Origin of the sequence: Bacillus sp. RAR_M1_44, from assembly GCF_020165935.1 — a bacterium.
GTDB classification, from domain to species: domain Bacteria; phylum Bacillota; class Bacilli; order Bacillales; family Bacillaceae; genus Bacillus; species Bacillus altitudinis.
Window position 1 is genome coordinate 2,368,326 of record NZ_JAIUKX010000001.1, and the last position, 18,708, is coordinate 2,387,033.

Here is an 18,708-nt window from a genome sequence, read left to right on the forward strand (position 1 = left end):
TATGAACCAATTATTTAAAACCTTTGAAAAAAAATCAGATCTCATTCAGCTTATTTGTTTTCCTTTTGCAGGCGGATATTCCGCCTCTTACCGTCCGCTCTTTGAACAGCTGAAGGACACGGCCGAAGTGACAGCAGCAGAACCTCCGGGTCATGGAACGAACCTCATGCCGCTTGAAACAAGCATTGACCGGCTGGCTGAATTGTATAAAGAAGGACTGACAGGCAAATTAAACCGTCCATTTATTTTGTTCGGACATTCCATGGGCGGACTTGTGGTGTACAGGCTGACTCAGTTGCTAGAAAAGGAAGGCATCGATCCGGCAGCAGTTGTCATTTCTGCCATTCAGCCGCCGCAAACAAAAAGACAAAGATTGACCCATTTATCGAATGAAGCATTTGTTCAGCATATTGCTGAAATGGGCGGGATTCCAAAAGAATTGTTAGAGAACAAGCCAATGATGGATTACTTTACACCATCCTTACGTGCCGACTATCAAGCATTAGAATCCTTCCAGCATACGGACAAAACAATCATTGAATCACCCGTTTATTTATTGAACGGAAAGCAAGATAAAAAATGCATGGAAGACGCAGCCGGCTGGCTAACATGGGCAAACGCCATCGAACGCACTGATTTCGAAGGAGGTCACATGTATATCAACACACACCTCGAGCAGTTCGCAGAACATATGAGGCATGTCATTGAACAGACAACAAAAAGGCAATTCATCAGCCAATAAAAGAAAACAACGGCCCCGTCAAACGAGGGCCGTTGTTTTCTATAGCTGAATACCATTTTAAACGTAGAGAAACTGCTATTTAGGATAACATTTCAAAGAATCTTTTTTCAAGCTGACCTTCATCAAATGTTTCTTCGGAAGGTTTTTTTTCTGAATGAACGATTTGTCCTTCATTTATAAAAAGGATCTCGTCACATAAGTTAGCGGCAAATTGAAGGATGTGCGTAGAAAGAATGATCGTTTTATTTTGAGCCTTAAATTCTCTTAGATGTCTTTTCATAAGAGTCATATTTGCTGGGTCTAGACCGGTAAATGGTTCATCTAATAAGATTATAGCTGGATTGTGTAAGGTGGTTAATATAAAAGAAATCCTCTGCCTCATCCCTCGGGATAGAGAAGAAGAGCGAATATGGGCTTGTTTTTCAAGCCCATATTTCTCTAATAAATGTTGAATCTGTTTTGTATTTAACGGTTGCTCAACTAACATGGATTGATATTTAATCAATTCGAAGCATGTTAAGTTTTCAAAAAGTGTTGGATCATCTTCCATGTAACCGACAGTTGAAAAACCATTTTCTATATCTTTTTGTATGATTAATTCACCTTTATCTGGTGAGATCAATCCCGCGATTATTTCAAGAATGGTTGTTTTTCCAGCGCCATTTTTGCCTAATAATCCAACAATTGAGCCTTGATGAAAATGTAATTCATGAATTGATATTTTGAAGTTTGACTCTGTATATTCCTTGATTAGATCATGAATTGAAAGCATACAATCCCTCACTCGAATAATGTTTTAACTGATTTGCAGTTTTTGTTAATCGTTTTATCCCAAAATAAAAACATGATGACGATGATGATCACTGTACAAACAATCATGATCGTATTTGCCGCAATAAAAGAGGCTAGGTTATATGAGGACATAACGGATAAGCCTAAAATGAAACTGAAGCAAAGGTTTAATGTTAATTTGCTCAGTGTGCTAGGAACTTGATACACATACTCCCATTTAAAATAAGGAAATAGAACAGTAGAACCAACTGTGCATACGCCTATTAAAACGCTACTAACTAACAAAGTAAATATCACATAAAAGGGGTGATCTACATTTATTGTAAAAGTAGAAAAGATAGTATATACAGTACAAAAAAACATATGTAATAAAACGGATAATATCAACTTAGAGTTTATTTTGTTCTTTATAAAGTGAGGTAACCTATGTTTTAAAGGAATAATGGGACCATCAACATCAAAAGAGACATAAGATTGAAGGGCGTTAGAAATAAAAATCATAGGGAACATCACACTAAAAATAAACAAAAAATCATTTTCTATATTCATTGTTTCGATTTGGTTTGTATGAACACCATACAGAATGAGAGTAAATAGACCACCAGATATTGAGAATATAAATAGTAAAACCGACCATTGTATTGGAGGGTTTCTCAAAAGAAGGGTGATTTCAAAAAATAAAATATGATCGAAAGATCTTGATGTTGTGTTTTGATGATGTCTATCCTTCTCATCTGAATGGAAGATAGGCGTATATCTAAGGTTCTTTTTCCAATTGATTAACAAAATAAGACTAGTAAGAAAGATCAAAGCAACAAGCGTAAGCACCAATTGGTTAGAAAAAGGAATAGAAAATAATTCGAATTTAAAAACAAAAAACATCCAAGAAGCAATGATCCCAGTGGTGATGTATTGAATCATGGGTGTGATTGAAAAGAATCTAGGTCTAGTAAGAAGTAATAATAAGTTCAATCTAAGTAAATATCCGAATAATAACGAGCTAATGCCTAAGGCTCCAAGAATAAAAGAATGATACAAAGCATGTGTGTTTAAAATCATGCAGAAAGAACCTAAAAAAAAGCATATAAAACCAATCATGACACCGAAAAATTTACTCATATCTTTCCCAAAAATATATTGATCCATATTCAATTTCAAGATGGCCATTTGTTTTTTATCTGAAGAAAATAAGATTCGCATAAGACTTTTATCAAGGTGAATCGTTGTTAAAAAAATGAAAAATGAGATGTAGATGATTGATACGTTTTTGACAAAAAACGCAAGCAGTCCACCTAGGAAGAGTGGTGCTAGTATGTAGTTCATCGCAAATAACACATATAAATAAGGTCTGTTACGTTGATAGTCTCTTAACTCGTTGAGGATCAATATCTTTGTAAATACTATAAATATATGCACTCATAACACGTCCATTTTAGTTTGTATAATAAGGAAAGGTTCTCTCTCCTTATTATACAAAAAAATACAATACAATAAATGGTTTTGTTGTTAGTTTTGTCTAGTTCTTCTGTGTTGAATTCCCCTTCCTCACCACATTCCCGCCAATCACTCCGCCAATAACGAGCACAGCTCCGATGAGGTGAACCATATCAATCGTTTCATGTAAAATAAGCACGCCAGCGGCAATGGTAATGAAAGCAGAAAGATTGTTAAAGATACTCACCTTTGCTGCTTCAAGGTGGGAAAGAGCATAGTTTGATAAATACGCTGTGAGCAGTGATGAGAGAATGCCTAAAAAGAGCATAGACCATACAAAGGATGGCTGCGTAAACGGACTGAAAAACTGCGGTAGTGTAGCATGTACCGAGTGCCGAATGAGAGCAGCAGCATTAAAGAAGACAAATCCAAAGAATGTCATCACGAAAGTCAGTTCAATGACATGGAATCGCCGTGTCATCACCCTGGCAAATACGCTATAGGCACTGGATGATAAGGCTGAAAGTAAGATCAGCACATAACCAATGAGATGAGAATGTTTCACATCAATTCCCTTCACCACAAAGAGGAGCATCACCCCGGACACAGAAAGAATGGTAAACAGCACCTGAATCGAGGTAGGGCGTTCCTTTAAACACCATGCTGCAAGCACCATTGTCAAAATAGGGATGGTCGCCTGAATAATGCCGGCCTCTGATGAAGAGGTGAACATCAGCCCCCACACTTGAAATGCAAAAAACAACACAGGATAAAGCAAGGAAAATGGCACAATGTAAATAAGATCACGCCATTGAATGGAAAAACGGTACTTTTTTCGTAAAAATGGAAATAACAAAAGAGCGGCTGCGAAAGAAACGGTAAATCGGTGTGCCAATACATCAATCGGATTCGCTGATGCTAAAGCCACTTTGACAAACAAGAATGAAAAACCAATTATACAGGCGTATGCGATCGAGGCAGCATACGCTTTTTGTTTTGACATATCCATCAGAATTCTCCTTACAAGAGCATGCATGCTTCAGTTGAATTGACCGGTTCTGTCTTTTTATCGTAAACGGATCAAGTAAAGTGTACAATAAGAGTTATTGATATCTGTACCGGTACAAGGAGGGTAGTACTGTGAGGAAATATGATCAGCTTGTGTTGAATATAAAAAACAAAATCGAGAGCGGTGAATACAATGCTGGAATGAAAATTCCATCCATTCGTCACTTAGCGGCTCAATATGCTGTGAGCAAAAGCACTGTCATAAAAGCACTAGACACATTAGAGCGTGAACACTTGCTGTACTCTGTAGAAAGAAGTGGCTATTTTGTCGTGAAAACCAATCAGTCAGCCGTTCAGAAGGGCAGCACATGGATTGATTTTGCTTCCTCTGCGCCTGATCCCATTGTGTTTCCATATGTCGATTTTCAGCACTGCATCAATCAAGCGATTGATCTGTATCAAAATGATTTATTTATCTATGGCACCACCAATGGATTACCATCTTTACTGCCAATCATTTCAAAGCGTTTAACGGATTATCAAGTGTTTGCCTCTCCAGAACAGATCGTCATGACTTCTGGTATTCAGCTGGCTTTATCGATTTTAAGCACCATCCCGTTTCCAAATGGAAAACAGACCATATTGGTCGAACAGCCAGGCTATCACCTATTCCTCCAATACTTAGAGAAAAACCAGCTGCCTGTCCGGGGGATTCAGCGTACGGAAAAAGGACTCGATCTTCAGGAATTGGAGCGTATCTTCCGAGAGGAGGATATTCGCTTTTTCTATACGATGCCAAGGTTTCAAAACCCGCTTGGAACGAGTCTGTCGAAACAAGAAAAAATAGCGATTGCAGCCCTTGCCGAAGCATATGATGTCTACATCGTTGAAGACGATTATTTGGCTGATTTAGAATTCGATACAAAAAGAGACCCGATCTATTCATATGATCAGGCGGGGAGGGTCATTTATTTAAAAAGCTTCTCAAAAATCATTTTTCCGGGGCTTAGAACAGGTGCTGTCGTCTTACCAAACGAGCTGATTGGCCCCTTCAGTGAACATAAACGGCTGATTGATATCGACAGCTCGATGCTCTCGCAGGCTGCTTTAGAAATTTATTTGAAAAGCGGGATGTTTAAGCGTCATAGAGAAAGGATGCAGGCGACCTATAGAGCTCGATCCAAACAACTTGTGGCCTGTTTGAAAAATGATCAAGGCGCTTATGAGCTGGGGGAAGAGGAGCCAGCTACCCACACCCACGTTCGTGTCGACCGGTCCATTCCGATGAATCAGCTCATTCAGCAGCTAAAAAAGGCTTCTGTGATGGTTCAGCCGATTGACCGCCATTTCATTTCTACTTATCAAAAGGAGCCTATACTTCAACTGAACATTTGGCATGTAAAAGAAGAGGAAATCGCACGAGGCGTCGATTTGCTCAAGTCATCACTTCAACAAATCACACGTTATTAAGGCGAGACAGCATGTTCTCACAAGTGAGTATCTCGACGTGCTCAGCCGCAGCGGGTTTTCTTGTACAAACCGCCATTTGGTAGGCAGGATCAAGTGAATATGTTTGGACAACGCAAGGGGCTTCGTGATCAGGTAATCTCAAAGTAGCCTGTCCATCCTCTGACAAGCGAGCGGTAAAGGATGAAAGACCATAGGATATTCCCTTCCCTGTCAGCTTGATAAAAGCCTCCTTCATGGACCATAAATGAAAGAAATAGGCTTCCTGCCGTTCTGCTGGCTGTGAGAGTAAATCTTGATATTCGTCAGCTGAAAAAAATCGTTTGGCAATGGCTAAATCAATCGGTTTAATCTCTTCAATATCAATGCCAACAGGCGCATCATCTACTGCGCCCACGACCCAATCACCAGAGTGAGAAAGATTAAAATGAAAAGAAGGAATTTGCCGGACAACAGGCTTTCCATTCCCTTCTGTTTCAAAAATGATCTGTTCCATAGGCAGTGCGTACATCTCATGAATGATGTGACGAATCAGTACCTCACCTAAAAGCGTTCTTCTTGCATCGATCAAAAAACGAAAGCGCTCAGCGGCGGCGCGTTTTTCAAGTGACACAAAAGGCTTCAGCTGTTCTATTTGTTTTCGTGCATTTTTATCATCTAAAGGTTGTAATTGAATAGCGAAAATCTTCATAACGGACCTCAATTTTTTACATTTATTGTACCATTGGATGAACCTCTGCAAAAGAGAAACAGACATCCTGTTCAATGAAAGCACAAAATGACAGGAAGGTGCGGGCGGTTCTCGATATAGTGGAAAAGGAAGGAGAGGGAAAAATGATTCACTTGATCATGGATAGTATCAATTATATGGAAGAGAGGCTGGATCAGCCTTTGCAGATCGAAGAAGTGGCAGAGGCCGCCTGTATGTCTAAATTTCATTATCAGCGGCTATTCCATATGCTGACGGGAATTGCAGTAGCAGAATATATTCGCAAAAGACGATTAACCCTTGCGGCAGAAGAATTCATGACCAAGCAAGTGAAAGTCATTGATGCGGCGGTGAAGTATGGCTATGAAACCCCAGAGTCGTTTGCGAAAGCCTTCAAGCGGCATCACGGATATACACCGGCAGCAGTGAAAACAGGCGAGTTTACAGTGAAAGCCTACCCCCGTCTCTCCTTCGAACTTCAAATAAAAGGAGTCGAACCGATGCATTATCGAATTGTGGAAAAGGATTCATTTTCAATCATGGGCAGAAGACTAAAGACAACAACAAAGAATAGCCAAAACAAACAGGATATTCCCGCCTTTTGGAAGCGTGTCAATCAAGAAGGATGGACGGATTCACTGGCTCATGCAGCTGGAGAACTCGGATATATCGGTGTATGTGCGCATTTTGATGAAACGCTTGAAACATTTGACTATATCATTGGGATTGAGCAAGGTGAGGAAGAACCAGATTCGACCATGACAGTCGAGCAGATTCCGGCCAGTACGTGGGCTGTATTTCAGGCAAAGGGGCCTGTCGAAACCGCTGTGCATTCAACATGGACACGTATTTTCACAGAATGGTTTCCTGCCTCAGGATATGAGCATGCTGGGGGAATGGAGATGGAAACGTACCCTTTAGATGGAGAGATACATTCTCCAGATCATGTGACATTGATTTGGATTCCAATCCGTAAACAATCATAAAAAAGGCAGCGTATCTCGCTGCTTTTTATCCTTGTTTGAGGACGTGAACACCGTTTGGATCGGTCGTATTCATCCCATGAGAATCTATCATCTTCACTTCAAGTAAAGAGAGACGTTCTCCCTTTTTCCAATGAATAGGTTGTGTCAAACCGTCCAGCAACTGATCGACCGCAGGTGTATGAGTCAAATCAGGTACTGCGATCGTCATCTCGGCAATTGCTTCTTCACCAGTTTCAATCACATCTGTCCGCCGCTGCAATTCAAGCCTTAAGCGCATCGGTGTAGAAAGAAACGTTCTTCGCTCCCCGGTCTGGATTGCCCAGTTTCTCTTTTGAGCTTGTACCAGCAACTGATCATATTCATCGTCAGTCACAAGAAAGCCGATGTGATCAAAAAGGACTTTTTTACTATAACCAAATGTGATATTGATCTGTCCCTTTCTCATCTCAATGATTCGGAAAGAGGGCTTCTTCTCTCTAAAATCATCCCATGTCTGCGGAGGAGGAAAAGAACCTTCCTTTGCGAAACGTCCCTTTACTTCAAAGCCTAATGAGGTGTACGCCTTCTCCATCTCCTCAACAAATGGTGTCCAGTAATGATAATGGAAAAGCTGCATCAGAGGATCATCTCCTGTTTTGAGAATATTGCGTCTATTTAGTTTAGCACAAAACAAGCCATTCTTTTAGTAGAATGGCTTGTTCTTATCGGGTAAGGGTCTGAACAGGTTTCTCAGCTGTTTTTGTAATGAGCAGTTGCAAGAGCCGTGTCGATTGTGGCAATGAAAAGCGAAGGACGAGTCCAGTAAAGATGGCCGTCAGAATCGTTCCAATGCCAATCGGGCCGCCGAGCATCCATGCAAATAGGAGCACGGTTAACTCAATACCATTTCGAACCCACTGTACGTTCAGCCCCGTTTTTGCTGAGATGAGCAACATTAATGAATCCCTTGGCCCAGCGCCAAGATTAGCTGAGACATAAATGCCAACGCCATACCCAGACACAATCACGCCCGTAATAAATACATATAAAGCAGGTAAATACCCATGTGGTGCAGGTAATACTGCATTAAAGAAATCAATAAACACGCCGATCAGCACCATATTGAGCAGGGCACCGATCTTTGGAAAAGATTTCGTGAAAACAGATGTCAGTGTCACAATGAGTGCACCAATAATGATCGACCATTGTCCAATGGTTAAACCAAAATGCTGAAACAGTCCATAATGAAAAGCGTCCCACGGACCAATGCCAAGGATCTTTCCTTTCACTGTCAGCGATAGTCCAAAAGCAAGTACAATCAATCCCACAAAATAAAAAAACCAACGTAAAAGATGTTCCCGCTTCAAAAGCTTTCCCTTCTTTCTTAAACACTCGATTTCAATCGTAACATACTCGCACGCCCCTTTAAATGGCTTTGCTTAATGTAATCGCTTACTTTGAAAAGAGGTAAAAAAAGGCTGTTCTCATCATGTGAGAACAGCCTTTTTGATCACACTGGATTCAAAATCCGGTTTAAGAATTGTTTTGTTCGTTCTTCCTTTGGTCGTTTGAAGATTTCTTCAGGAGGACCTTGTTCGACGATGACGCCACCATCAATAAAAATCACTTCGTCCGCCACTTCTTGGGCAAACTTGATTTCATGTGTGACAACCGCCATCGTCCAGCCTTCTTTCGCTAAATCTTTCATGACCTTTAAGACTTCCCCGACAAGCTCAGGATCAAGCGCAGAGGTTGGTTCATCAAAAAGCATAAGCTCTGGCTGAATGGCAAGTGCACGGGCAATGCCGACACGTTGCTTTTGACCGCCTGACAGCTGGAAGGGATACAAATCTTTTTTATCCTCAAGTCCTACCTTTTGCAGAAGCTGAATCGCTTCTTTTCGCACCGCTTCTTTCGGACGGCGCTGGACTTGGACTGGACCTTCCATCACATTCTCAAGAACAGTGCGATGTGGGAACAGATGATAATCTTGAAACACCATGCCTGACTTCCGGCGAAGCTTGAGCAAATCAGCTTGTTTATTTTTTTTAGAAAAATCAATCGAGAAATCATCGAAGGTAAAGGAGCCGGCATTTGGAATTTCAAGTGCATTTAAACAGCGAAGCATCGTTGTTTTCCCTGAACCTGATGGACCAAGAATCGCCACAACCTGCCCTTTGTTGATCGTAAAATCAATCGACTTTAAAATCTCATTTTCACCAAAGGATTTGTTTAAGCCTTTGACTGTTAGCATGTCGTTCCCTCCTTACCTTGCGACATATCGATCAAGTCGTTTTTCAATTTGGTGTTGAACGAGCGATAGAATGAAGCAGAATACCCAATAGATCAGGGCTGCTTCCATATAAATAAATAAAATTTGATCCAAGTTCGCCGCAGCAATTTCCTGTGATTTACGGAACATCTCTGCCACAAGGATTTGGGAGGCAAGCGATGTATCTTTCACCAAACTAATGAATGAATTAGACAGCGGCGGAATCGATACACGCACTGCCTGCGGTAAAATCACGCGGACGAGCGTTTTGCGATGGGTCATCCCAATCGAATACCCCGCTTCCCATTGTCCTTTTGGAACAGATAGGACGGATGCACGGATAATCTCTGACGCATACGCACCTACGTTTAATGAAAAAGCAATAATGGCACTTGGATATGGATCCAGTGTGATATTAAATGTCGGAAAGAAATAGAAAATAATAAACAATTGCACAAAAAGCGGCGTTCCGCGAACGGCCGACACATAGATGGAGAAAATCCATCTGAGGGCTTTGATTTTAGACATTCTAGCAAGAGCTGTCACAAGCGCGATAAAAAGACCAATAATGAAGGCAATGATGGCAAGGGGGATTGTATAATAAATCCCCTGCATCACCATTGGCCAAAAAGATTGCTGAAGAAGATCCCAAGGAATGACGACTCCTAGGGTATTACTTTGTAACATCTTCACCAAACCATTTCTTAGAAATCTTAGCAAGTGTACCGTCTTTTTTCATTTCTTTTAATGCGCCATTCACTTTGTCAACGACTTCGCCGCTGCCTTTTCTGAAGGCAAAATACGTTTCTTGTGGATCTCCTGTTTCAAATGCAACTTTTAGGTTTTTGTTACCGCTTGTTTTCAAGTAATTCAAGACAGCTAATTTATCATTGAACGTCAAATCAGCACGTCCTTGCTGGATCAATTGAATGGATTGTGCAAGACCTTCAACCCCTTCAATTTTAGCGCCAGCATCTGTAGCTAATTTGTTATAGTTACTTGTTAATGATTGTGCTGCTTTTTTGCCTTTCACATCAGAAAGTTTCTTGATGTCATTGTTATCTGACTTTGTCACAACAATGGCTTGAGATGTTGTGTATTTATCAGAGAAATCATATTGATTTTCACGTCCAGTTTTACCAACTTGGTTCGCTACCACATCAAAACGTTTAGAATTCAGACCAGCAAACATGCTGTCCCATTGTGTTTCTTTGAATTCTGGTTTTAAGTCAAGACGTTTTGCGACTTCTGTGATGACCTCGACATCATAGCCAGTTAATTTATCTGTTTTTTTGTCATGGAAGGTGAAAGGAGCATATGTACCTTCTGTACCGATGGTTAATACGCCTTTATCCTGAATGGATTTCCAAAGGTCACCTGATTCCTTAGACCCAGATTGTTTATTTGCGCTGTCATTTGCAGCTGATCCACATGCTGTGATCAATGCAACACAAGCGCCTAAAATAATGGCAAAGAACATTTTTTTCATTTTATTCCCCACTTTTCTTGTTGGTATTTACAACATATGATCTTACAGAGAAGCAACCTAAAAGTAAAGCATTTGAAACTAGCTTGAGCGAATCTCACCAACTTTATGCCTTGAACTGGTTGAACGGATAAACGATAGAACTATACCCAAAACAAAAGGTGGATAAAACCAAATACATTCTCAAACGATGATGAAGAGAGTTCGATTGATGAGAATGTGAGATAGACTACTTAATGGTAAAATATGCTATGATTTTCACATCGAAAGAAGTTTATGTGGGTGTTGATTAGTCGACTTAAATGACTTTCTAAAGTACAAGATCCTCCAGTGAACAAACGGAATAAAAGGGAAGTGTGATCATTTGCATACATCGAAACAAAAACCTGTCATGATTTTAGTACACGAAATATACGGAATAAATGATCATATGAAGAGTATGATCGATCATTTTGACAAAGCTGGTTTTGAGGTTTATTGTCCTCATTTATTAGGACAGGCTAAACACTTCCCTTATGCCAGTGAGAATGAGGCATATGACTACTTTATGAATAAAGTTGGTTTTGATGAATCGGTAAAGATCGTATTGAATGTGACAAAAGAGTTAAAAACGAAAAATGCAGAGAGAGACATATGTCTGATAGGTTTTAGTGTGGGGGCAACAATTGCTTGGCAATGCAGCCAATATGATCAGTTGTTTACCGGAGTCATTGGATTTTATGGTTCAAGGATAAGAGATTTTCTCGATATGAAGCCTGCCTGCAATACGTTGTTATTTTTCTCGGAAGTTGAAGCATCTTTTAACCCACGGGAGGTTGCGAATGTTTTGGAGAAAAAGGAAAAGCTTTGCGTGAAAATAGTAAAGGGGCAGCATGGGTTCGCCAATCCAGATTCTACGACTTTTCACGCTGAATCTAAAAATCGCTGCTTTCAAGATATAGATGGTTTTATCAAAGAGTGTCTACAAAAGGAAAATGACTCATGACTGTTTGAAATGAGACTCGAATAGAGGGAAATGAAACCAGTGTGTCATGTAAGTTTGCATGCTGGTTTTTTCGTGCAATTCTTTTGGATATATGGCATCCTATCAAATGATCAGAATCACCGTATAGTTGTGCGAACATTACTAAAATAAAGACTTTGAAACAGTGACGATAGAAGGAAGCATATTTATTATAAAAGATGTATAATTAGTAGGTTGTTTTGAAAATGGAATAATCACATGGAGACATGTTTTGATAACAGAACATCTTAGAAGAAGGAGGGCATCATTGTGGATGTTGGACAAAATCAGCCCGAACAATTGAAAAGGGCGATGACCTCCCGCCATTTATTTATGATTTCTCTTGGCGGTGTCATTGGGACAGGCTTTTTCCTTGGAACAGGCTATACGATTGGACAAGCAGGGCCAGTTGGAGCTGTTCTTTCCTATATAGTGGGCGGATTGATTATGTATTTAACCATGCTGTGTCTTGGAGAGCTGTCAGTCGCGCTTCCTGTGTCGGGGTCGTTTCATACGTATGCGACGAAATTTGTGAGTCCTGCAGCGGGATTTGCTGTTGGCTGGATTTATTGGCTTGGCTGGGCAGCTACTGTGGCGCTGGAATTTTTATCAGCAGGGCAGCTGATGAGACGCTGGCTTCCACAAGTGGATGTGTGGATTTGGTGTCTCATATTTGGGCTGTGTTTGTTCTTATTAAATGCCAGATCAGCGAAAGCGTTCGGGGAGTCGGAGTTTTTCTTTTCAACCATTAAGATTGTCGCCATCTTACTATTTATTGGCGTAGGCGGAGCGGCGATGTTTGGTTTTATTCAAACGACGAGCGGGGAACCGGCTCCTTACTTTAGTCATTTTGTGAGTGATGGGCTGTTTCCGAATGGCTTGCTCGCAGTAGTCGTCACGATGATCACGGTGAATTTTTCGTTTCAAGGAACGGAGCTGATCGGGATTGCGGCAGGAGAAAGTGAAAATCCAGAGAAAACCGTGCCTCGCTCGATTCATCAGACGGTTTGGCGCACACTTGTCTTTTTTGTTTTATCTATTTTTGTCTTAGCGGGTATGGTGCCTTGGAAAGAAGCGAGTGTGCTGCAAAGCCCATTTGTCACTGTGTTTGAGAGAACGGGCATTCCTTATGCGGCAGATATCATGAACTTTGTCATTATCATTGCTTTATTATCTGTGGCGAACTCTGGCCTATATGCCTCTACGAGAATGCTGTACTCTTTGTCGAAGGAAGGAATGGCAGGCAAGGCGTTTAGACGAGTCAATCAGCGGGGCATCCCGATGAATGCCTTACTGCTCACTTTCCTGTTTACAGGTATTTCGTTATTATCAGGATTCTTTGCAGAGAAAACCGTTTTTGCTTGGATCGTGTCTATTGCAGGCATGAGCGCCCAAACCGGCTGGATTACGATTACATTATCACAACTGCTTTTCCGCAGAAGATATTTGAAAGCAGGCGGAAAGCTGGAAAACCTAAAATTTAAAACCCCTCTTTATCCGGTACTGCCGATCATTGCGATCACGCTGAACTCGATTGTGCTAATCAGTCTTGCCTTTGATGCCGAGCAGCGGATTGGGCTGTATGTCGGCGTACCGCTCATGATCATTGGATATGTTGTCTATCACCGCTATGTGAAAAAACATCAGGTGAAAAGTGAACCGCTCCAGTTGCAAATCCACGGAGATGATGAGATTCGGTTTTAATTCAAAAAAAGAAGCCTTCCCATTTGGGAGGCTTCTTTTTCAATTTAATGCACGCCTTTCATCGCTTTCTTAATCACCGGTGTAAGCAGAAGCATAACGCCACATAAAACGATAGCGAGCATGCCGATGATCCCGAAATAGACGGTTTCTGGCACTTTATCAAACAGCTTGACCACTTGTGCATTGATCGCCTGTGCCATTGCATTGGAAAGGAACCAAAGGCTCATCGTTTGCGCTGAGAAGGCAGCAGGTGCCAGTTTTGTTGTGGCTGAAAGCCCAACTGGTGATAAGCAGAGCTCTCCGATGACGACAAGGAAGAAGCTGAGAACGAGCCATAATGGGCTTACAAGTGTATTTGGTCCAGACATGTAGGCAGGAATGATCATGATGATAAAGGATAATCCTGCGAACAGAAGACCAAGTGAAAATTTAATCGGGGTAGACGGCTGTTTCTTACCGAGTCTGACCCATAACCAAGCAAATACTGGTGACAGGAGCACAATAAAGATTGGGTTCAATGATTGGAACCAAGAAGAGGCTAATGTCATGCCAAGGAAATTCAAGTTTGTTCGCTGATCTGCATATGTGGCTAAGATATTTGAGCCTTGTTCTTGAATGGCCCAGAACATCACCGCAGCTAGGAACAATGGAATATAAGCGAGTACCCTCGACTGCTCCACTGCACTCGTTTTTTGACTAAAATACATCACAATAAAATAAACAATTGGAATCAGCACACCAAGGACACTGACAAACCAAGTGAATAGATTAATCGTGAGCGCTCCTGTTTGAATGCCGATGACAGCAAAAACAGCAAGTACAATCACGATCAATGTACCGAAAATTTTGAAGTTCTTGCGTTCAGTAGCTGATAGTGGATTTGTGACATAAGTGCCGGCAAGTCCAAGATTCGGCTTTTTCGTGATGACAAACGTAATCAGTCCAACAAGCATACCAACGGCAGCGAGTGAGAAACCAAGGTGGAAATTCACTTTTTGACCGAGTGTTCCGACAATTAATGGGGCGATAAAACCACCCATATTGATCCCCATATAGAAAATACTGAATCCCGAATCCCTGCGAGGGTCTGTTTTTGTATACAGGTCGCCGACTATGTTTGATACGTTCGGCTTTAGGAGACCTGTCCCAATAATAATCAGCCCCATACTAATAAAGAGCGCTGTTGCACCGCTAGGTAGTGCCAAAATGACATGACCAAGCATAATGAAAACCCCGCCATAAAAGACCGTACTGGACGAACCAAATACCCGGTCGGCAAGCCATCCGCCAATAATGCCTGACATGTAGACAAGCGCACCATAGACAGACATGATCGAATTAGCGGTTGTCTGGTCGAAGCCAAGACCGCCTTTTGTCACCTCTGTGTACATATAATAAATAAGCAGTGCACGCATGCCATAATAAGAAAAACGCTCCCAAAATTCAGTGAAAAACAGTGTGTAAAGTCCTTTAGGATGTCCAAAAAACCCTTTTTGAGGAATACTTTTAACAACTTTATCGTGGTCAATTGTAGACATGGCATAGATCCTTTCTTAAAAAAAGAGATATGAGAAAAATGATATTCTTGTATAGTTCTTGTGTCAATATAAAACTATTCTAAAACAGGAAAATGTTAGTTCAATAGGCGTAAAGACTCAAAAAAATGAAAAATTCGCTCAAGTGAAAATCATCGGAAAGCTATTCCAGAAGAATTTATATAAAATTTGAAATATCGTACAAGCAAACCTTTTACACATGCATAGGATGACAAGAGGACATGTGTAAAAAGGAGGGGTTTTCATTGGGGGATGTAAATAAATCTGATCTGAAAAAACCCGTTGTCAATGTAATAAACTTTGGCGTGATTGCTGACGGGAAAACGGACTGTACAGCGAAACTGAACGAATGCCTGGAATGGACAAAAGCACAGGGCTACTCCCACGTCTGGCTGCCGAGCGGAACGTATCTAATAGATGCGGTGTACAGGGGGGATCAATTTTTTCCTTTTCGTAATGCCGGCATACGAGTGCCAAGTCATATTTGTATTGAGATGGCATCAGATGCCGTTATCAAAGTGAAACCAAATGATTCGTGGGGATATGCAGCCTTTTATATTGGAGAGGTAGAGCATGTGACCATTCGGGGCGGGCGGATTGAAGGCGACCGTGATGAGCATGTGTACAAGGCACTCCCGCCAGAAAGAAAAACACATGAATGGGGCTTCGGGGTGTGTATTGAAGGTGCTTCCCATGTGAATATCGATCGTGTTCAAATCAACAATTGTACGGGAGACGGCATCATTGTCAGTCCGCACGGTTTATTGACCCATATCGAATCGTACTCGCCTGCTTCGTCTATTCATATTTCTGGCTGCACCATCACTGACTCAAGGCGAAACAATATGTCTATTACAGGCTGTGATGGTGTCATTGTGGAAGACTGTTTGCTTGAAAGGGCAGGGGTAAATGGGGTCGAGCCAAAAATGGGCATTGATATTGAAGGATACGGAGAAAATGCGACCAACTTGGAGGAACCGCTGAATATTCAAATTCGAAACAACATAGTCAGAGGCGGCGCAGCCAGCTCTATCTATAATTTCAATGGCTATGGTGTGATCATTGAAGGCAATCAAACGGACAGCAGTATCTCCTATGGCTTCGCCACTGAAATGATCATTGCGAATAATTTGATTCGTGCAGTGGGTGGGGGCGTGACAAAAGCAGGGATTACGAGCTTAGGCGTGCCGCTTGATCAATCGGAAAACAATGTGATCATTATTGGCAATATGATTGAAGGGTTTGAAAAGGGGATTGATGTGAGGGGAGACAGCGTGCACATCACAGGTAATAAAATCAGTCTTTTTGAAGATGCGGCTGTGTCTGTCTATATGGCCAATCGTATTTTAATAGAAGGAAACCATATTGAGTCAGGGACAAACACACGGCTTAGAAGTACATCGCTGCGTATTTATCAATCAGACAGCATTGTCTTTTCAAACAATACCGTCTACTCTGTCATCGATGCGGCGATGGTCAGAGGAACGAATATTTTGATTCAGCATAATCAATTCAAGGAATTCAGCCGAGGGATATGGGTGCAGGAGGGAGAAGCGGGGATCAACGGCAATCACTTTATTCAAGAAGGACATTCACAGCTCGCATCTTCGTATACAATCAGCGTGACAGGAGATGCAAAGGCTTTCATATGGCAGAATCGTTTTAAGCACTATCAAAACTATGCCGTCTATAGCAATACGACCGCTCCTTTAGAGATTAAAGACAATTCCTTTGAAGAAACGTCCTTATATGTGGTGATGTATATTAAAAATGGCTCACCCCAAATTGGAGATAACCGCTTTTATTTAAATCGTTCGATCGGACAGCCGACAGCCGTTTTTCTTGATGAGGTTGTCTCAGCACGTGTGCTACGGAATAACATCATTAATCTCTCTCCTCAAAAAGCGATTGCCGTCCGCACCGTATCTTCCACTCATTCGGTGATTGCCCATAACGTACTGGAGCGCAGTCAATTGATGACACACTCCACGGACCGGCTCATCGGAAATATTGAAATTGATCCGCCGTAAACGCCTGTAAATCCCTTTTTTTGGAGGTTCAGAAGGCGGTTGACAATCATGTAAAAAGGGCATATAGTAATAATTATTTTTCATTTTTCACAACATTTGCCCTTTTTTTATGGATAAAACCGATTAATTCAATCAGAAAAATGTATCTTGTAAAATAATCACTTGATACAAGGAAGATATAGAAAGGATGAAGAACAAGTGTCACAGCCGAAACGGAAGCTCAAGCTAGGCGTATTCATCGCAGGAACTGGACATCATGTCGCCTCTTGGAGACATCCGAAAGCAGTACCAGACGCAGCCATGAATCTTGATTACTTTAAACAATTAGCGAAAAAGGCCGAGGAAGGGAAGCTGGATTTGCTCTTTTTAGCCGACAGCTTATCAATTAATCATACATCTCATCCAAATGTATTAACGAGATTTGAACCGCTCACCCTGCTTTCTTCGATTGCAGAGTCTACCTCAACAATTGGTTTAGCAGCAACAGCATCAACTACATACAGTGAGCCATTCCATATTGCGAGACAGTTTGCCTCACTCGATCATTTATCAGGCGGACGAGCAGCATGGAATGTGGTCACATCTTCTATTGAAGAAACAGCGAAAAATTTTAGCGGAGAAGAGCATTTAGCGCACCACAAACGATACGAGCGAGCTGAAGAATTCGTCGATGTCGTCAAAGGTCTGTGGGATTCTTGGGAAGAGGACGCACTTATCAGAAACCAAGAAACAGGAGAATTCTTTGAGTCTAGTAAGCTTCATGAGCTGCAGCACAAAGGTGAATTTTTCTCCGTACGGGGTCCGCTTAACGTATCACGCACCCCTCAAGGACAGCCGGTGATCATTCAAGCAGGGTCTTCTGAAGATGGTCAAAAGCTTGCGGCTAAAACGGCTGAGCTCATTTTCACGGCACAAAACGATCTCGACAAAGCGAAGGAATTTTACCAAAGCTTGAAGGGGAAAGTAGAGGCTGCTGGACGAGCGAGAGAAGATGTCAGCATCATGCCGGGCATCTTCCCAATTATTGCCGAGACAGTAGAAGAGGCAAAAGCGAAGTATGAAGAATTACAAGAGCTGATTGTTCCAGAGATCGGCCTTAGCATTTTACAAAACTACTTAGGGGGTATTGATCTTTCGCAGTATCCACTAGACGGACCGCTTCCAGAGATTGATCCAAGCGCGTCAAATGCCGTGAAAAGCCGCTTTGACCTTGTGATGAATATGGCGAGAAAGGACAACCTGACCATTCGCCAGCTCTACCAATCTGTTGCAGGGTCCCGTGGGCACCATATCTTCATTGGAACACCAGAGCAACTAGCAGATGTGATGGAGACATGGCTCGTTGAGGAAGCAGCCGACGGTTTTAACGTGATGCCGCCATTATTGCCAGAAGGACTTGATGCCTTCGTAGATCGCGTCGTTCCGATCCTTCAGGAAAGAGGCCTGTTCAAAACAGAATACACAGGACAAACTTTACGAGAAAATCTCGGATTAAAACAGCCAAAAAATCGCTACACGACATAAAGGTGAGGTGACTAAC

At 41.7% G+C, this 18,708-nt stretch carries 17 protein-coding genes; 7 read left to right on the forward strand and 10 right to left on the reverse strand.

The window, feature by feature from the left end:
* Nucleotide 1: 1 nt before the first annotated feature.
* Nucleotides 2–742 (forward strand): thioesterase II family protein, encoded by a 741-nt coding sequence (locus LCD34_RS12355; protein WP_017358540.1) that lies wholly within the window; start codon nt 2–4, stop codon nt 740–742.
* A 79-nt stretch (nt 743–821) separates the two neighbouring features.
* Here the strand turns inward: LCD34_RS12355 and LCD34_RS12360 are convergent, their stop codons facing one another.
* The 3 genes from LCD34_RS12360 to LCD34_RS12370 all read right to left on the reverse strand — a co-directional run bounded on the left by LCD34_RS12360 (nt 822) and on the right by LCD34_RS12370 (nt 3,977).
* Complete coding sequence (locus tag LCD34_RS12360; RefSeq protein ID WP_017358539.1) at nt 822–1,514, reverse strand: ABC transporter ATP-binding protein; 693 nt, start codon at nt 1,512–1,514, stop codon at nt 822–824.
* Nucleotides 1,515–1,522: 8 nt separating this feature from the next.
* Nucleotides 1,523–2,857 carry a hypothetical protein gene (locus LCD34_RS12365; protein ID WP_224559202.1) on the reverse strand — a complete coding sequence of 445 codons (1,335 nt, stop codon included), beginning with the start codon at nt 2,855–2,857 and terminating at the stop codon, nt 1,523–1,525.
* A gap of 193 nt (nt 2,858–3,050) precedes the next feature.
* Nucleotides 3,051–3,977, reverse strand: coding sequence for a DMT family transporter (locus LCD34_RS12370; protein ID WP_017358537.1), 927 nt, complete (start codon nt 3,975–3,977; stop codon nt 3,051–3,053).
* A 131-nt stretch (nt 3,978–4,108) separates the two neighbouring features.
* Here LCD34_RS12370 and LCD34_RS12375 point away from each other — a divergent pair, with 131 nt between their 5' ends.
* Complete coding sequence (locus LCD34_RS12375; protein ID WP_065459827.1) at nt 4,109–5,446, forward strand: PLP-dependent aminotransferase family protein; 1,338 nt, start codon at nt 4,109–4,111, stop codon at nt 5,444–5,446.
* Here the strand turns inward: LCD34_RS12375 and LCD34_RS12380 are convergent.
* Nucleotides 5,433–6,134: a 4'-phosphopantetheinyl transferase family protein gene (locus tag LCD34_RS12380; RefSeq protein ID WP_024720180.1), complete on the reverse strand. Its 702-nt coding sequence runs from the start codon at nt 6,132–6,134 to the stop codon at nt 5,433–5,435. The two genes, LCD34_RS12375 and LCD34_RS12380, sit on opposite strands and share 14 nt — an antisense overlap.
* Before the next feature lie 143 nt (nt 6,135–6,277).
* On the opposite strand from LCD34_RS12380, the gene LCD34_RS12385 reads away from it, so the two are divergent.
* A complete protein-coding gene (locus tag LCD34_RS12385; RefSeq protein WP_060780759.1) occupies nt 6,278–7,138 on the forward strand; it encodes an effector binding domain-containing protein in 861 nt (286 codons plus the stop codon).
* A gap of 25 nt (nt 7,139–7,163) precedes the next feature.
* Here the strand turns inward: LCD34_RS12385 and LCD34_RS12390 are convergent, their stop codons facing one another.
* The 5 genes from LCD34_RS12390 to tcyA form a co-directional block, all read right to left on the reverse strand.
* Entirely contained in the window at nt 7,164–7,754 is a 591-nt protein-coding gene (locus LCD34_RS12390) for a hypothetical protein (RefSeq protein WP_065459832.1), read from the reverse strand.
* Nucleotides 7,755–7,839: 85 nt separating this feature from the next.
* Complete coding sequence (locus LCD34_RS12395) at nt 7,840–8,484, reverse strand: YczE/YyaS/YitT family protein (protein ID WP_007498187.1); 645 nt, start codon at nt 8,482–8,484, stop codon at nt 7,840–7,842.
* 143 nt (nt 8,485–8,627) lie between these two features.
* A complete protein-coding gene (locus LCD34_RS12400) occupies nt 8,628–9,371 on the reverse strand; it encodes an amino acid ABC transporter ATP-binding protein (RefSeq protein ID WP_007498183.1) in 744 nt (247 codons plus the stop codon).
* Between the two features lie 12 nt (nt 9,372–9,383).
* Entirely contained in the window at nt 9,384–10,076 is a 693-nt protein-coding gene (locus tag LCD34_RS12405) for an amino acid ABC transporter permease (protein ID WP_017366604.1), read from the reverse strand.
* Nucleotides 10,063–10,878 (reverse strand): cystine ABC transporter substrate-binding lipoprotein TcyA, encoded by an 816-nt coding sequence (tcyA, locus tag LCD34_RS12410; protein ID WP_007498178.1) that lies wholly within the window; start codon nt 10,876–10,878, stop codon nt 10,063–10,065. The genes LCD34_RS12405 and tcyA overlap by 14 nt, the downstream gene beginning before the upstream one ends.
* Nucleotides 10,879–11,239: 361 nt before the next feature.
* On the opposite strand from tcyA, the gene LCD34_RS12415 reads away from it, so the two are divergent.
* Nucleotides 11,240–11,860, forward strand: a complete 621-nt coding sequence (locus tag LCD34_RS12415; RefSeq protein ID WP_224559203.1) for a dienelactone hydrolase family protein — start codon at nt 11,240–11,242, stop codon at nt 11,858–11,860.
* A gap of 288 nt (nt 11,861–12,148) precedes the next feature.
* Nucleotides 12,149–13,582, forward strand: a complete 1,434-nt coding sequence (locus tag LCD34_RS12420) for an amino acid permease (RefSeq protein ID WP_008347282.1) — start codon at nt 12,149–12,151, stop codon at nt 13,580–13,582.
* A gap of 44 nt (nt 13,583–13,626) precedes the next feature.
* Here the strand turns inward: LCD34_RS12420 and LCD34_RS12425 are convergent, their stop codons facing one another.
* Nucleotides 13,627–15,120 carry a peptide MFS transporter gene (locus LCD34_RS12425; protein WP_224559204.1) on the reverse strand — a complete coding sequence of 498 codons (1,494 nt, stop codon included), beginning with the start codon at nt 15,118–15,120 and terminating at the stop codon, nt 13,627–13,629.
* A gap of 263 nt (nt 15,121–15,383) precedes the next feature.
* Between LCD34_RS12425 and LCD34_RS12430 the strand changes: the two genes are divergently transcribed.
* On the forward strand, nt 15,384–17,168 hold the full coding sequence (locus tag LCD34_RS12430; RefSeq protein WP_224559205.1) for a right-handed parallel beta-helix repeat-containing protein: 1,785 nt from the start codon (nt 15,384–15,386) through the stop codon (nt 17,166–17,168).
* Nucleotides 17,169–17,366: 198 nt separating this feature from the next.
* Nucleotides 17,367–18,692 carry an LLM class flavin-dependent oxidoreductase gene (locus LCD34_RS12435; RefSeq protein WP_035703872.1) on the forward strand — a complete coding sequence of 442 codons (1,326 nt, stop codon included), beginning with the start codon at nt 17,367–17,369 and terminating at the stop codon, nt 18,690–18,692.
* The last annotated feature ends 16 nt before the right edge of the window (nt 18,693–18,708 follow it).

Coding starts and splice junctions, on each gene's coding strand:
- LCD34_RS12355 (WP_017358540.1), top strand. CDS start 2: ATGAACCAATTATTTAAAACCTTTGAAAAAAAATCAGATCTCATTCAG.
- LCD34_RS12360 (WP_017358539.1), bottom strand. CDS start 1,514: ATGCTTTCAATTCATGATCTAATCAAGGAATATACAGAGTCAAACTTC.
- LCD34_RS12365 (WP_224559202.1), bottom strand. CDS start 2,857: ATGAACTACATACTAGCACCACTCTTCCTAGGTGGACTGCTTGCGTTT.
- LCD34_RS12370 (WP_017358537.1), bottom strand. CDS start 3,977: ATGGATATGTCAAAACAAAAAGCGTATGCTGCCTCGATCGCATACGCC.
- LCD34_RS12380 (WP_024720180.1), bottom strand. CDS start 6,134: ATGAAGATTTTCGCTATTCAATTACAACCTTTAGATGATAAAAATGCA.
- LCD34_RS12385 (WP_060780759.1), top strand. CDS start 6,278: ATGATTCACTTGATCATGGATAGTATCAATTATATGGAAGAGAGGCTG.
- LCD34_RS12390 (WP_065459832.1), bottom strand. CDS start 7,754: ATGCAGCTTTTCCATTATCATTACTGGACACCATTTGTTGAGGAGATG.
- LCD34_RS12400 (WP_007498183.1), bottom strand. CDS start 9,371: ATGCTAACAGTCAAAGGCTTAAACAAATCCTTTGGTGAAAATGAGATT.
- LCD34_RS12405 (WP_017366604.1), bottom strand. CDS start 10,076: ATGTTACAAAGTAATACCCTAGGAGTCGTCATTCCTTGGGATCTTCTT.
- tcyA (WP_007498178.1), bottom strand. CDS start 10,878: ATGAAAAAAATGTTCTTTGCCATTATTTTAGGCGCTTGTGTTGCATTG.
- LCD34_RS12425 (WP_224559204.1), bottom strand. CDS start 15,120: ATGTCTACAATTGACCACGATAAAGTTGTTAAAAGTATTCCTCAAAAA.